A 17,631-nucleotide genomic window follows, 5' to 3' on the forward strand; every position below is an offset into this window, starting at 1 on the left:
TACCAGGTGTGCCGCATTTGCTTTCGACGCTGCCCGAAAATGTGGCACACCTGTCATCAACCTATCGTATCAAATTGATGGCTCCTTTTTTATCCAGTACCGTTCCATCGGTAAGCACCATCCTGCACACATACATGTATACGCCGCTTGGTTGTGCTTTACCCCTGAAGGTTCCATCCCAACCTCTTGCCTGGTCGCCCGATTCGAACAACTTCTCACCCCACTGGTTAAATACCATCAGCTTCAGTTCTTTTATCTTATATCCATACACTTTCAACATATCGTTCAACCCGTCGCCATTCGGCGTAAAGCTGTTCGGAATGAATACGCCATCGGGTAATACCTGTTGCGATACCGGAACCGACAGGGCATCGGTACATGCGCCCTTCGCTTTCACTATTATGGTCACTGTTTGCATTGGCTGTAAACCGGCCACTGTATGCATAAGGCCTGTTGCGCCTGATGTTGGCACGGTCCAGTTGTTACCGCCATCTATCGACACTTCATAACCAACCGCGCCCGGTACTGCATTCCATTTGAACCGCACCAGGTTCGAGCCCACTGAGTCAACCGCTACTACCGGTGTGATGATGGCTGTTTGCACCGCTACCGATACGCGTTTTCTTTCCGAGCTGCAACCCGTTGCCGAGCTTTCCTGTACATAGTAGTCGACACCGGCTGTTACATTGGTTATTGTAAGCGTTGGCCCCGTGCCTACCACCGTGCCGCCGGTTGCTGCATCGTACCAGGTGTAGGTAGCGCCCGCAACCGGGTTCTCTACTTTCAGCGTGGTATCGCGGCCGGTACATACGATCACTGAATTGGCGGTCACCACCGGTATCGGGTTCACTATGATGTCTTTTGTTGAATCACCCACACAACCATCGGCGGTTATTGCCTGCAGGGTTTCTTTATAAGTTCCGGGTGCATTGTATGTGTATGTCACTTTTTGGCCGTTGGCATTGTTGCCATCATGGAATGTCCACTTCCACTGGTTTACCGTTATCCCGTTCTGCGCGGTGGTTTCGCCCACGAACTCGGCCACATCATTCACACAACCCGAGAAGTTCACGAGGAAGTCGGCTTTTGGCGCCGGCACCACCTGTACGAAGATGAGGTCGCGGCCCGTGTGGTCACAGCTTTCGATATCAGGGTGATCGTACACGATCTCTACGCTGTATACACCCGGTGCGGCAAACGTATAATCCTGGGCCAGCGGGAACACGTAGTTCATTATACCGTTTATCAGCAGGCTGTCTGTTGGCACCGGGTTGTTAACGGTCACATCTGCATTGGGCGATAATCCCGGTACACGGCTGAACTTCCACGTGAGTGAAACCGGTTTGAACGGCAGGTAACCGGTGAAGCGGAATGGTGTGCCCGCGCAGGTATAATCTGCCGTGTTGCTGCCATTGTTGGTATTGCTGATGGTTCCGAGCCCCTGCAGCGTTTTCACCATGGTGCCCACGTTGTAACCATAACTTTCAACACTGCCCAATCCGTACACCAGGCCGAGATAGGCAGAATCGCTTTCTACCGAGCTTTGTCCGGCCCCGGCCGTCCATCTCTTAATGGCTACGGTATATCCGGGCTGCGAGTGTGCATAACTGTGCTTCTGCGCTGCGGGGATCGCGTTCCAGTCGACCCCGTCGATCTTCAGCGAGTTCATTCCGTTATCGGGAATAATGAGCGTTAAATAGTTTGTTGTTATAGACGACAGGTTATTCCGGTAGAAGCCGGAGAAACCATCTACGGCCTGTTCTGCAGGGCTAAGTATATAGCTGCTTGGGTCGCCGTCTCCCCCTGTATTGGGGCATGCACCTGAAGACGACATATACTGCACTACGGTCACCGGTTTATCGGCGGTAATGATATCGGCCGTATTACTTTCATACTGGTAGTACCTGTTATTGATCAATGTAGCAAGCGGCAACTGTATATTGTTCCTTTTCACTACCGTTGCAGGGTCTTTCACCAGTATGCGGTAAATATTCGTCATCATCGTGCTTATATTTCCGCTCGTAGAGGTAGGCGCGGTAAAATAGGTTTTGCCCCAGGCCGAATACGGGAAGGTTTGCTGCAACAGCAGGTCGCCCGATCCGCCAACGGTAGTTCCGCATCCCAAACCGGTACGCGAACTGCCGGTGAACACCCCTATTGCATGGCATTCGTTACTGGCATTCGGTATTGATTTTATTATTGAACCGGTAAGATCGTACCCTTCACTGCCGCTTTGCATGGCGCCCAGCACCTGGTATACTTCCCCGGCGTTCAATGTAACCTGGAAGGGCACATTGGCCGGCCGGCCGCCAAGCGTTGGCACCGATGGCGTTATCTCCACTACCGTATTGTTCTTATCGGCCACAACCATTATTGTTGTGTATGCATCAGTGGCCGTATAATTCTGCCTGTTGTTCAGTGAATAATATTCATAACCCCATACGCCAACCGGGAATAACATCGTAGCGCCTGAGTTGGTGCTGGCGAAAATATGCGCGTAGGCGGTAATGGGTACATCGCTCACAATACTGATACCACGGTCGTACAACCCTTCATTTGTAAGGCGGGCGTCATCGAGACCTGCTTTGGGTAAATAGTCGCTCGCTTTTGTGGTATATGGCGGTATCACAAAGTTTCGTACCCAACTGGTGCCGTTCACGCGCACCTGTACATTCGCCGGCTGATCGGTGGTGCTCATATACAATACCATTTCCTGTGAATTGCCGCTGGTAAAGTCCCAGCTGCGCTGGTATCCTACCCAGAAGCGCTTACCGCGGTTCGAGCTGTCTTTCTCCGGCAGCACCGGCGGTGCATATGGGTTTATCAGGCCGGTGAAGCGATCGATATAGTTCACGTTGTTTTGCGTTATCTTTTTCTTCAGCACATCTACCCTGCTGCTGAAGCCTACTATCCAGGCGTTGGAGACGGTTGTTTTACCAAGCCCCAGCTGGTTCTGATCGGGTATTGAGCCCTGCCATGGATCGAGATAGAACAATTCCATATTGTAATCGTAGTTGCCTCCCCCCGGGATATCCACTTTTGTATAGAAGAACATCGAGTCGGGCCTTGGCTGCAAGCCCGATGGCACCACACCTGAGTAACGTCTTGCTTCCAGCGACGTTGGCGCTGTTGGCCCCCACGTGATCTTCATCACCGTATCGGTACCATACATAAAGGTTTGCAACTGGTTGGCAGCCGGGGTAGCCGGTGTTGCCGTCAATAAGGTTGGCAATGCCGTTGGGAAGAATTCATAGGCGCCGAGGTCGGGAACACCCGCTGTAAGCGTAACCGGACGGATGCTGTCGTTTATGTCGCGGTCGTTGCCGGCGATCTGTACACCACGGCCATGCATGGCCCATACATCGGGTTGATTGATGTCGGGGTGCAGGTCGTCATCACTCACAAAAGCAGGCGCATACCCGATCGAATACCTGTCCCAATAAGAAGCCGATCGCCAGTCGGTCAGCGTGGCAAAGCTGCCCGCCGGGTTGGCGCGTTGCACCAGCGCAGTGCCGGTTGTATGCAACATATTGTAATCACTGGTGAGCGACTGGCTGCTGTTGTTTACAAACAGCGCGGTACCGCCACCTTTATTTGAGAAAATGTTATTGCGCATTTGAACGCTGGTGGCCGATGTATTCAACAGGTACATTGCATGGTTATTGGTAGCTGCTGTTGAAGTACTGTGTACGGTATTATTGAAGTAATCGGCCACACTGAAGTTGTTATGGTAAATACCATATGAACCGGCGCCGCTTGTATTGAGGGCTACCGTATTGTTCTGCACCAGTACACCCGGTGAGGTGCTGAGGTACAGCCCATACAGGGTGCCCACGTTGTTGTTTACAGCGGTAACCATATTGTTGGCGAGTTTGCCGCGTACGGTTGCCGATGTATCGCTGTTGATAAGCGCTATACCGTAAACGATAGTGGTGGCATCGTTTATCGTAACATCATTACCGGTTACCAGGTACGATGAGTCGGCATCGGTTGCATTGATACCATAGGCCGTTGCGTTTACCGGGCCATTCAGCGTTACTTTATTTTTTGTAAGCTGCAGGCGTTTGTGATTAACCGCGTAAATACCATATTGATAAGAACCGGTAACGGTATTGCTGTCGATCACATGATCGGCCGTTAACCCTGCCCCGGTGCCGGTTCCGGTAAAATAAATACCGCTGGCGCCGTTGTTGATGGTATTGCCTTTGATTACGTTACGGGTTCCTTTTAACTGGTAAGCGTAAATACCGGCGATGGTATTGGAGGCCGTTGTAACCGCCGGTGCCGAAATAATACAATTCACAATGCTGTCATGCGAAGCGCTGTTGGCCAGTTCCACTACCCTGCCCGCTGTTGCATTCGTGCCTGAGATGGTTATGTTTTTGAAAATGAAGTGACGCGCACTGTCAAGTTTCAGCGTGTAGTTAGCCGTACTGTTTGCATTGAAAGTAAGGTCAACCGAGCTGGCCACGCCGTTCTCACTGCGGAAGGTCACTGTATTTATTGCTGATGTATTTGGAATATAGGGGATCCTGATCTGTTCGTTGTAGGTACCAGGCGCCACATCGAAATAAATAGCGCCGGTGATACCGCACAACAGGGCGTCTACCGCAGCCTGGAATGATACGAAGTTGGGCAGGCCGGGACCTTTCGACGGATCGATGGTATAATTACCGGCCAGTAAGATATTGTTCAATGTTACCTGTATCGGTGCGGTATATACGGTATTGCCCGAACAGGTTACCGCTGCGCGGTAAAACGTGGCCACTGCCGCTTTGGTGGTGAATTTCGGGAAGTATTGTACCGGGCTGATATCGGTCCAGTTTACCCCGTCGGCCGAATTCTGCCACTGGAAGGTAATGGCGCCCAAAGGTGAATGCCCGGTAATATCCAACTCAATCGGCATTTCAAGACACAAACCTGTTGATGGCGTGGCAGAAGCCGTACCAGCCACCGGCGGCGTTACGCATGGTAATGGCGCAAATTCATAAGCGCCGATATCGGGTGTGGCAGCCGAACGCGCCACGTTCAGGAGATCTGTTGTAATGCCAACCGGGTTACCCTTGTTATCCAATGCGCCCAGCATAGGCATCAGGTTGCCGGTATTCACATCGGTATACAGCGGGTTATGGTTAAGCGAATTCGCATCTTTGTTGGCGGCTGTTGTCCAGTCGGCCAGCGTAGTGCGGTTGGCTGTATAGAAGCCTGTATGGGCATTGGTGGCGGCTACATAGAAGTTGTTGTAATCAGATATTACCTCGCTGGCTGTTGTGTTGAGATAAATGGCGTGTTTGGCGCCATTGCCGCCACGGGTAATGGTTACAATATTATCTATGAACTGAATACCGGTTGCGGTAGAGGTCTGATAAAAGCCCACACTGGCGCCGGTAGCCGTACTGGTTGTATTATCGATTGAAACCGTATTGTGATAATACCATACGTTACCTGAACCGGTATTGTACAACGCATAAACCGGCCCATTGCCATCGAGATCGTAGAACCGGTTATTGCTCACGGTATCTTCACCGGTAGCGGTTACGCTGTTATGGTATATACCATAGAAGGTAGCCGTATTGGCCGACATACCGCCGAACATTTTCGTGAAGGTGTTTTTCGAAATATGAAGGCGGTTGCTCGATGCGGCGGTTAAATAAATACCGTACACACTGGTGGCTGTATTGGTGCGCGCCGCCCGGGTGAAGGTATTACCGGCTACCGAAGTAAAGCTGGTACCGGCTATATACAATCCATAATTATAGAAATCTTTTATGGTGTTATTGGTAAAGCTGTTGTTGTTAAGGAAGTTGGCCGTAGTTGTGCTGCCCACTAAAGTAGCGCCATAATAACCACCGGTAATAATATTGCTGTCGAACACGTTCCCGTCGCACAGGGTGTTACCGGTTGTGGTAGCGCCTGTTTCAGATGAATTGATGACGATACCGGCATAACCAGTACTGTTCGACGTTACCGAGGTATTGATGATACACTTGCGGAAAGTATTTGAGTCGGCATTATTCACAAGCTGCACGCCATAACCATATGTTCCACCGCCGGCTTCTATCACCAGGCTGTCGAAAGTGATATGATCGGCACCGTTCAGTTTAACTACCGCGCGCTGACTGTTTGCGCTTGCATTGAACGTGATGGTATTGCCATTGCCATTGAATGTAATGGTATTGATGGCTGAAGTGCCGCCGATGCTGTCGAGGATCAGTTGTTCGTTATACGGACCAGAACCTGCTATCACATTGAACACAATCGGTCCGCCGATACCGCAACCCATAGCCGCTTTGGCATCGTTAAAGGAAAGGAAGTTACCACCGGGTTGTCCAGGCACATAAGTGCTTTGTCCGCCCTTATTGATGGTGTACGTACCATTCGGAAGCGCCGGGTTCACTACCAGCTGCACCGTATCGGTATACACGGTATTCGTACCGCAGGTGATCAGCACCCTGAAATAAACGGTGGTATCTGCATTAATGGTCGTATCGGGCGTAAGCATGGGGTCGCCGAGGTTGGTAAATGGTCCGGCCAGCGTTTTCGCCTGTTGCCACTGGAAGGTTTGACCTGAACCGAATGCACCGATGTTCAAATGCAGGTACACGGGTTTGTACTGGCAAATGGTATCGGGCGATACATCAACCTTTCCATTCACCAATGGTACCGCACACGGTAATGGCGCAAATTCATAGGCGCCCATATCGGGTGTAGTGGCGCTGCGTGGCTGATCGTCGATGTCATCGGTAATACCGATAGCCACACCCTTGTTATCGATACCTGCATTGCCCGGTGTGAAGTTGCCGGCGGCAGGGTCAACAAAGGCTGGTGTAATGGCCAGCGAGTTTGCGTCGAGACCGGTGGCTGTTCGCCAGTCGTTCAGGTTTGTTCGGGCCGAATTAAAGAAGCCCAGGTTATTGTTGCCTGCTGCCGCATTGAGATAATAGTTGTTGTTATCTGCACCGGCAGGCGCGTTGGTAGCGAGATAGATACAATATTTTGTACCGGTTCCGCCCCGTGTAATTGAAATTATGTTGTTATAGAAGAAGATGCCGGCAGCGGCAGTAGTTTGATAGAACCCTCTGGTTGCCGTTGTTGCCGTTGACGTAATATTATCTATTGAAATGGTATTGTGCAAATACCAGGCATAGCTTGAAGCGGTATTGGCAAGCGCATATACCTGGCCATTACCATTGATATCGTAAATAAGGTTGTTGCTTACGATATTTTCATTGAAGGTACCGCCGGTTGAACCGCTTGAGTTATTGAAATTGATACCGTTGAATGCGGCCGTGCTGGTGGGCGCGCCGCCAAACGGATTGAAGATGCGGTTCTTCGTAACAAAGCAACCGGCATTTTTTTCGGTAGCGAAAAGAATACCGTTGAAATCGGTGACGCTGCTGCGTGTTGGCCGGCTGATGCTGTTCTTATCGATTATGGTTCCATAGCTGCCGGCTACATAAATACCGGTGGCATAGAAATCTTTAATGATGTTGTTTACGATCTTATTATTCCCGTTGGCGCCATTGTTAAAGGTGGCGGCAAGGGTAATGCCGTAATAACCGCCGGTGATGGTATTGCCCGAGAACTCGTTAAAGTCGCTCAATACTGTACCGGTTGCTATGGGCCCTGCATCGGAACCATTCAATACGATACCGGCAAAGTTTTGCGCGGTTGAAGTGGTTGACAGGTTGATGGTACAGTTCTTCACTATATTCGAATCGGTATTGTTCATCAACTGCACGCCATAACCATATGTACCATTGCTGGCGTTGATGATCAAACTATCGATGATAACATAGCGGGTGCCTTTCAGCTTTATCACCGCCCGTTCATTGGTATTGGTGGCGGCAAAACCAAGCACCGCACTGCCCACGCCTTTAAAGGTTACGGTATTTACAGCCGATGCGCCCGGGATGGCGGTCATGATCAGCTGCTCGTTATACGTACCGGTACCCGTTTCAACGTCGAACCGTACCCAGCCGTCGATACCGCACTTGATATGATTATAGGCATCGTTAAAGTTGATGAAATTGGGCAGCACATTGGGTTTTTGATTATTGATGGTGAACACGCCATGTACCGGTGTTGGCGATATTACTTTCACCGGTGTTGAATTGGCAGAAGTGCTGCTTAAGGTACAGGTGGTAACCAAACGGTACCAGTGTGTGCCTACCTGTGAAGTGGTAAGTGAAAGACCGGTGGCGCCGGTAATATTGGTCCACGTAAGGCTATCGGTAGAATGCTGCCATTGGTAGGTAATGCCGTTACCGGTGCTGATACCTGTTGCGCTTAATGTAAATGGTTCTACGCAAACGGTGCTTGTTGTGGAAACAGCCGTACCGGTATTGGGTGTGCCTGAACAATCGGGCCATTCACCAACGAAAATATCATCGATACCGATATCGGTAACCCCGAAGTCGGATGTAGCCCTGAAGCGGATAATTGTAGTGGCTGATGTTGAATTGAAGAATAGCTCTTTCTGACTCCACGTGCCACGGGTGCCCACACTATCGAGCCTTGTAAAGCTGGTGCCGCCGTTCGTTGAAACATACACCACGAGGCTGTCGTCACCGCTTGTATTGATATAACTGAATGTTAAACGTTTGTTGGGCGCACCGGTGCTGGCATTTACATGCAGATCGAAAGTACCCTGGGTACCATCGCTTACATCCCAGCTATGGAAGCGGGCGCTGTAAGAGCCCTGTGCCGCTACCGGTGTATAGGCGCCATTGTTATTGGCCCAGCCGGCCGATGCACCATCATCCTGCCTGCGCCACGATTCATCGCCGGTGGCCGGACTGTTCACCCAGAAATTATTGGGGATATCGCGGTTATCGCAACCATTTATCCAGGTATTCTCAAAACTTTCCTGATATGGCAATGCTGCGTACTGTGGTGTGCGCATTGGCACAAACACCGGCGCCGAGGCGGCTGACTGGTTGCCATTGGCACAGGTGATCATCATCCGGTACCAGGTAGCTACAGTTTGTGATGCATTGTGCGTTTCGCCGGTGGCGGTTGAAATGTTTGTGTAGGTAACGTTATCGGGCGATGACTGCCACTGGTAGGTCAATCCATCCTGTAATGGCAGCCCATTTACGCTGAGCGAGAATGGCGAGCCGGGGCACACCATGGCGTTGCTCGATACGGTTGTTCCGGGCACCGGTGTTCCCGAACAATTTTCGAGGTTGTACATCGACAGGTTATCGATACCAATATCCGTTACACCGAAATCAGATGTTGCTTTAAACCGGATAACGGTTGTAGCCGAATTCGATGTAAAGGTGAGCACCTTTCTGTCCCAGCTGGCATTTACATTATATACATTCAACCTGGTGAAGGTTAATCCGCCATCGGTTGAGACCGATACCTGTAATGAATCGCTGCCCGACGTATTTATATAATCGAAACGTAAACGTTTGTTTGGTACGCCCGTATTGCAGTTCACATAAAAATCAAGGGCGCCGCTTGTTCCGCTGGAAGCAAAGAAGGTGTGGAAACGAGCCGAGTACAGACCATGTGTTGCAGGCGGATTGTATGCGCCGCTGTTGGGTGAGGTCCATGCAGCCGATGCGCCATCATCGAACCGGCGCCAGGAATTGTTATCTGTAGTGGGCTGACTGCGCCAGAAATTATTGGGTATATCCCTGGTATCGCAGCCATTCAGCCAGTCGGCTTCAAAGCTTTCGGTGAATGGCAGCGTTGCGTAAGTTACCGCCGTTGTATTTACTTGTATAGGGGCCGACAATACAGTTGTTCCGCCGCAGGTAACCGCCACACGGTACCAGGTTGTGCTGGTTTGTGAAGTGGCATACACTGCGCTTACGGCCCCTGTTATATTGGTGTAGGTTACATTGTCGGGTGAAGACTGCCATTGGTAGGTTTGTCCCGACCCGGCCGTACCGCCCGAAAGACTTAACGAGAATGACAATCCTGCGCAGATGGGGTTGGCCGTGCTGCCGATGGTACCAGGCACCGGTGGTGTGGTACAGGCGGCCGACGTAAATTCATATACACCGATATCGGGTGTGGTAGCGCTGCGTGCGGTGCCTGCCAGGTCACTGGTAACACCAACCGCTGCCCCCATATTATCGAGGAAGGTATTGGTGGGCCTGAAATTGCCGGCGCCGATATTTACAAACTGCGGATCGAGCGATACGCTGCTTACATCGTTACCGGTGCCCTGCCAGCCGGCCATGGTTGCCCAGGCTACATTGTAGAAACCGATATTACTGGTGCCGCCCGGCGCATTTATAAAAAGGTTGTTATTGGCAGAAGATGTTACGCCCGTGTTGGCGAAGTAAACGCAATATTTGGTACCCGAGCCTGCGCGGGTTATATAAATAAGGTTATTTTTCAGCAATACATCCGTTCCATACACATAACAGCCATACGTATTACCGGCGGTTGCCGCCGCATCATCGAGCACAAAGGTGTTATGATAGATGTTCCAGTTATTGAAACCGGGACTGTAAATACCATACACCGCCCCTGCACCATTATTCATATTATATACCAGGTTATTTTCAACGCGGTTGGGTTGTGCGGCCGAAGCGCCGTTGCCGCTGATATATACACCGTATGCCGTTGAGGTACTGCTGGTAGCTCCATCGAACAGGTTATGGATGCGGTTTTTTTCGATCAATGTATTGGTGGTTGTACTCACATACACCCCGTAAGCAGTTGACACGGTTGACCGCGACGGCCGCGAAACGTCATTACCGGTTATCAGTAAATTGGTATTGCCGTATGCATAAACAAAATACATATACGCATCGCGCACATTGTTCTTTTCAACGATGTTGCCGGTGTTGTAAGGCGATGTGCTGCCATACAGGTAAATACCGTAATAACCGCCATTGATGGTATTGCCCTTAATAAGGTTACCGTTACCGTTATTACCCGAAACAGCGGTTGAAGTAGCTGAACCGTTTATTACGATACCGGCATAGTTGGCAGATGTTGAGGATGTGCTTGTAGTAATAGTGTTTCGCCTGATTATATTGCTATCGGCTTTATTCATGAGCACGATACCCCAGCCATAACTGCCGCCCGATACATCTATATTCAAACTATCAATGGTTATATGTTTGGCCCCGTTGAGGATAATGGCCGAACGGTTGCTGGCATCGGAGGTATTATAGGCAAGCGTTGCCCCGTTACAATTGAAGGTAATGGTGTTTACCGTTGATGCACCGCCGATACCGGGAATGGTAACGGTTTCGGAATACGGACCGCTGCCCGCCACTACATTGAAAGTGACTGCACTGTTGATACCGCATTTGATATGGTTAACCGCATCGTTGAACGTCTGGAAATTCGTTCCGCCGGTGGGTTGCGCGCTGTTGATGGTAAACACCCCGCCTACCAGTGGGGGCGAGGTTACCTGCACCACGGTCGACGTATCGGTTTGCCCGCCGTTGGTACAGGTTACTATTGCCCGGTACCAGTGCGATACGCTTTGCGTGCCCGTATAGAACGGCGTTGTGGCGCTGGGTATATCGGTCCACGTACTATTATTTACCGATGACTGCCACCTGTAAGTAATGCCGGAAGCGATGGTTTGTCCGCTCAGGCTTAAATTAAAGTTTTGCGCCAGGCACACACTGGCGAGTGTGGAGGAAGCAGTGCCGGCATTCGGTTTGCCGGTACAGGCATTGGCGGGCGTCCAGGAGAAAACGATATCGGGCCGCGTTGTTTGCGCACCGGAGTTCGCCGTGCTGGTAGTACCGCAAAGATGCCCCTGGTTATCGGCATTATAGGTATGCGAGCCGTTGAAAGATAAACCGGTTGTCCAGGCGATGGTAGGGTTTTCAATAAACCAGGTACCGGTAGTGTTGCCCGGATCGCCGTCGCATACTTCAATTAAGATATTGTCGGTCCCATTCCAGAAGAACGGCGCAGGAAATGTAAAGACGTTGGAACCCGCCACCGCCTGGTAATCGATCGGTTGGGTTTCAACGGGTGTTGAAGTGAAATCGTCCCAGGAATTGGATGAAAGCGTGGCCACAGTGGTACCGCCGATCTTCATTACGAGTTTATCAGTAACCCCGGCCCCATTCACATTAAGTACGTTAAACTTAATGGCCTGAATGGTACCCGGGCCCATACCTGCTGCTGACAATTCGGATGCCAGGTAGAGGTATTGCGCGCGGCTACCTTCAAACCAGTCCTGAATGGGACAGGGATACGTATTATCGGGATTACCTGTAGTGCCATTTCCAATGCTGATATCAATTTGGGCGTTGAGCTGAAGCGTTGCAAAAAGCATCAGGATCAACCAGCCGGTTTTCTTTACAAGCCTGTATGAGTAGCCGTTTCTCATGGAGCAGTGTTTTGTTTTATAGAATCTTTCTTGCTTACTTTCAATTTTGGTTAAGGCAATACAATGCATGGTCAGGCAGCAGCTGAACGCTAAACGCCTAACGCTAAACGCGCAATACCAATAGCCTTTCGTTTACAGTGAATATGTTGCTTGTAACCTGTAGTTTAAATCATATAGTATGCATCGTGCAGCTGTTTTGCTTTCAACTGTATTTGTATTCGCTTACAGCTTATAGCTTGCAGCTGTTTTCATAGGGCCGAATCAGCAGCAGGTTTTAAATAGGAAATACAATAACTTTTATTTTATCGTTAAAACTGCCAGTTGATCCAGGCCTTGCCATCTTTCGCACTCACCATATCATATGTGGTTGAATCGAGGCGTACGAGATAATACCCGCTTGCATCGGAAAACTGTATACGTGTTCTTGCCACGGGTATTGAATCGGCAGAAGGAACCGTACCCAGCGTACCCAGCAGCGGGAATATCACCCGGCCATCGCCGGTAAATGTGGGCTGGCGAAAAGCGTTTCCATACGGCAACGACAAAGCGTTATTGATCAGTTTTACATAACCTGCCAGGTCGTAGTTGATGCCGCCTGAACTACCATATCGCGGCCAGAACAACAGGAAATAAAAATTGCTGGTTTCGCTAATACCATACGCATCATCAACACCGTTTACATGGAAACCTTCCGGTGAGATCCAGTAACCACCCTGGTCGAGCGCATACTGCCACCAGCGCCGGGGGCCATCCAGGTCTATTTTTATCGGCTGGCCTGAACCAACAATTGAAGATGCCGTGCCGTTAACACTGAACGATAATGTGGTGGTGGAGGCATTCCAGCTAATGTTATTAAATGCCGGTATGGTGGTGGTACCGTCTGAAAACGCAGGCGAAAGGATAATGCCATCCGGTGAATAATAATAACCGGTAGTGGAGGTCTTTACATTCCCGTTGGCATCTACCCAGGTAAAGGTGATAGTACGGGTGGTTTGGTTAACCTGGATCTCATACTGCACACCGCCTGCAACCAGTCTCTTAAAATATGTGATGTATTTACCAATATTGCTGAAAAGCCTGTTGCCATACTTTTTGTCGTAATAGTTTTGCATCTCCTCCCGGGTAGCTTTCACGAGGAATGCTTTGCTGTTATTGAAACGGCCGGTAAGTTTTACCGTATCGCCCGAAATGCCGTCGATCGCAAATTCAAAATCGGATCCCAGGCCGCCGCCATAACCGCCGCCATTCACCGATCCGTCGGGATCGGCCAGCACATGCACATAGGAATAAGTATCGAAGATCAGCGCAGGCTGTTGTAGCGCTTTCAACCGGTAGCTTGCGGTCATTGGCGTTACCGCAGATGCAGAATCGAAATCGGAGAACATTTCAACCCGGTTGCTTTCGTTGAACTTAAAATAGAATGACACCACCCCGCCCCTCAGTCCGGCCGGATAGATCAACCCTTTCCAGCCGTATGGTGAGGAAGTAAGGGCCGACTGATAAGTGGCCAGCGCTTCATTGATCCGCTCATCGGGCGACTTATCAAAAGCATCTTCGATCTTGTTGCAACCGGAGAGTGCGATAGTTGCAGCCAATAAGTATGTAAGTGACTTTTTCATTTATTGTACTTTTTGCGAACCGGAATACCTGAATCGTGAAAACCGCTGCAAGCTGTAAGCTGCAGGCAAATACAGCTTACATTCTACATCATCGGTTTCTGCCTTTCTTTTATCAACTTTATTAACTTCATCACCCTGTCAACCGCTTATTTAATCAACCCAACCACCTGCGTTCTAACCCTGGTCTGCAGACTATAAAAATCTATCCCCCACGTGTCCTTGAAATAATTCACCACTATGGCTTCTTTCTGCCGCAGTTTGCTTATTGCCTGTGCCTGTGTTACATTATTGGCGCTGGTGCCTGCAGGTATGCTTTTTACAATAGCCTCAAAACCGGCTCTTCCTTCTATCAGCATCATCGACACCATTTCCACGAAATCCTCATCGGGCGACGACATGGAATATGCGGTTACGAACCCATCCCTGCGTGCATTTGCATCCGAAACGTTATTCCAGTTTGAAGTATAGAAACCAACTGAAATCGATTTATACTCCTGGGGATACATGATGGTCTGGTGAAGAATATGTGCAAACTCGTGTTCGATGGTGTGGAACATTTGTTTGATGTTAAAGGAATCGGAAGGCCTATAACCGGCCATATCCCTGCTTCTGAAATCGTTCAGCACATACAGCACCACTTTTCTTCCGCCTTCGGCCGTACCCAGGGTAATGGTTCCGTCGGTGTTCCAGCTGGCGCTGCCGCAGAGTGCAAAAAATTTGGGAACATATTTTTTCATGAATAAAGAATCGGTCTCTGCTATATACGTATCGATCCACACTTTCTTTACAGCGCTCAGGGCCGGCACGATCTTATCTTCCTTAGGCGGCACCAGCGTTTTGTTCAGGCTCAGCTCGAACTGGTCCCATTTATATTTTACCGCTATGTTGAAGGGTACGGTTAAACTGTCATTGATCCACGTATCGATTGGCGTGGGGGCCCAGGTATCACCGCCTAAACCCGGAATATTCTCTACATCACCAATCGATTCCTTCCTGCAGGAAGCGAGTGAAAAAAACATATAGAAAACAAAGAGTATTTTTTTTGTATCGTTCGCCATTGCATCATGATTTAACGTGGGTTTAATTCAACACCGGAAAGCCTGGCTGATTCAGGAATTTGAAACAACCGGCGTTTATCGCCCGGCTCAAGAGTAAGCGTTGGTCCATTAACGGTCCTATGCGTTACCGGCAGATCATAGCGTGCCAGATCGAACCAGCGCATACCTTCCTGTACGAACTCGGCCCGTTTGAAATCGAGCAAAGCCGCCAACATCGCCACCCGCAGATCCGACGTATTATAATAGGTTGTGAGCTTGCTATTGGTGATCGTATGCGCAGCCGCATTATAGTTGAAGATGCGCGTTGAAGCGTACTCATTGAGGTCGTGTAACGCTTCGCCCAGGTCGTTGAGATAGATCCTGGCTTCAATTCTGTTGAACAATGCTTCCTCCGCAGTAAACAGCGGCACCATTACATATGGATAACCGATGGTAGCGTTCACCGATAACTTTACAAAATATTCATTGATCTTTGGCAACATGTAATTGTTGGTTCCCACCGTATAAGTTTGGCGGGTGAAAGCCCAGGCGCCTCCGGTTACATTCGAGCTCAGGATCTCCGTTCTTTTATCTGCATCCAGGCCATAGCGTTCGCTATAATAATTTCTTGCCCACAAAGAAGCCGTTTCAACCAGTAACAGGTTGGCCGGTTCGGAAGCTTTTGCATAATTAGCCCAAAGTTCTCTATAGGTCTGCGTGAGGTAGGTGGTATTCCACGGGCGTAAACCGGCAGTGATATTTGTTGTGGAGAACACGGCATTGGCATGGCTGAGCGCTTTGGTATAATCCTGTTTGTACAGAAAAAAACGCGCGGCAAATGCGTTGGCGGCCGCTTTGGTAAAATGATAACGCGGCACGGTGTAACGCGTATCATCGAGCAGCGGCAAACCAGCCAGCAGGTCCTTTTCGATCATTTCATACACATAGGCCACCGTTTTGCGGGTATACTTCTGAAAGATCACCTTCTCTGGTGTAAGCACATAAGGTATACCGGGGTCGGTTGATGAACCGGTAGCGCTATATGGTTTGGCAAAAAGCGTAACCAGCATAAAATGCGCATAGGCCCGGCAGATCAACGCCTCGCCCTGCTGTGAAGCATACCTGCCCGGGTCGGCCGCCTTATTACATGCTTCCAGCGCCTGATTAGCTGCAGCGATGGCCGCATAACAGGCATTCCAGTAACCTTCGGGTGAATCCTGTTCGTTCTCTGTTACATCTTCAAAAAAATAGGATTGTTTTACCGTAAGATCGAGGCCGCCCGTTCCTTTATCGGATACATTATCTGAAATTGACTCAGTGAAAGCCATGTAGTTTCCCTGCGGGTATGCTGTGGCCAGCATTTGCGACACCTGCTCCGGCGATTCCAGCGAAGCCCGGTTATCGGGATTCTTCTCCAGGAATTTTTTACAACCTGTGCCACTGAGTAACACACCGGAATAAAAAGTATATATTAAAAGCTTTTTCATGAAAACTCAGTTAGTTGTTCAGTTGTTCAGTTGTTCAGTTGTTCAGTTGTTCAGTTGTTCAGTTGTTCAGTTGTTCAGACTCGCGGCTAACCGCGGGCTTATAAATTGAGGAACTCAATAACTAATGAACTGAATAACTGAATAACTAAATAATTTACAATCCAATTTTCAATGCTAACGTGACCTGCTTTTGCACCGGCTGCGCCACGCCCCCTGAATTAAAGAACTCAGGGTCCTGACCACGTAGTTTTTCATCGCTGTAGATCAGCCAGGGATTAATAGCGGCAGCAGTAACAGAAGCATTATTTAATTTAAACTTATTGATCATCGAAGCGGGCAACTGGTAAGCCAGCGATACGGTCTTTAACCGTATCATATCACCTTTGGCTACCCGCTCGGTTGAATAGTTATAGTTGTTGTAAGGATATGCGCCACCTAACTGCGCCTGGGCAAATGCATCCAGTATCGAAGGAACACTGGTATATTTTTCATCACCGGGCAGGCTCCAGCGGTCGTAAAATTCTTTTGGCATGGCATCGAGGTCGGAGTAGCTGGTTCTGAATGAAGGGTACAACCTGATGGTATTGCCCGCCTGGTAAGTGATGAACACGTTCAGTGAAAATGCCTTGTAATGAAAGGTGTTTGAAAATCCGCCGGTAATGGGCGGATCAACCGGTCCTTCGTATTGCAGGTTGCCTGTCGATTCAGACTGCATATACACCGTTTTACTGTTCTTTCCTTCTTCATCGACAAAAGTGGGAGCGCCGGTAAACGGTTCCAACCCGTTATATTTAATAGAGAAAAGGCTGCGAACAGGATAGCCCTTTTTATTGCCGCCCTCAGCGCTTACGAGGCTGAAGATGTTCGGCTCATTTTCTGCGTTGGTGATCCTGGTGGTGTTGTAACCAAAGGTCAGGGTCGTTTTCCAGCCCCAGTTCTTTTTACGGATAACTTCACCGCTTAACAGTACTTCCACGCCCCTTGAATCCATATCGGCATAGTTGGCCGCTTTATAAGGCTCACCGCCGATACCCGAGGTTTTAATGGTGCTGATGAGATCAAAACTTTTGCGTTGATATACATCGAGGCTTACATTCATTCGCCTGCCCAGGAACCCCGCATCGATACCCAGGTTGGTCGTATACAATTTTTCCCAGGTAAGA

At 49.6% G+C, this 17,631-nt stretch carries 4 protein-coding genes and 1 pseudogene; all 5 read right to left on the bottom strand.

What is annotated here, in order from left to right; genetic code table 11:
• Window positions 1-61: 61 nt before the first annotated feature.
• A complete protein-coding gene (locus tag A4R26_RS27445) occupies window positions 62-12,325 on the bottom strand; it encodes a DUF8696 domain-containing protein (protein ID WP_165760432.1) in 12,264 nt (4,087 codons plus the stop codon).
• 308 nt (window positions 12,326-12,633) lie between these two features.
• Entirely contained in the window at window positions 12,634-13,944 is a 1,311-nt protein-coding gene (locus A4R26_RS27450; RefSeq protein WP_081169737.1) for a DUF4302 domain-containing protein, read from the bottom strand.
• A gap of 146 nt (window positions 13,945-14,090) precedes the next feature.
• Complete coding sequence (locus A4R26_RS27455; protein WP_081169738.1) at window positions 14,091-15,002, bottom strand: putative zinc-binding metallopeptidase; 912 nt, start codon at window positions 15,000-15,002, stop codon at window positions 14,091-14,093.
• 11 nt (window positions 15,003-15,013) lie between these two features.
• On the bottom strand, window positions 15,014-16,468 hold the full coding sequence (locus tag A4R26_RS27460; RefSeq protein ID WP_081169739.1) for a RagB/SusD family nutrient uptake outer membrane protein: 1,455 nt from the start codon (window positions 16,466-16,468) through the stop codon (window positions 15,014-15,016).
• 154 nt (window positions 16,469-16,622) lie between these two features.
• Window positions 16,623-17,631 (bottom strand): annotated as a pseudogene (locus tag A4R26_RS27465) (SusC/RagA family protein); the annotation flags it as partial.

It is taken from the genome of Niastella populi (genome assembly GCF_002078015.1).
In the GTDB taxonomy this organism is placed as follows: domain Bacteria; phylum Bacteroidota; class Bacteroidia; order Chitinophagales; family Chitinophagaceae; genus Niastella; species Niastella populi.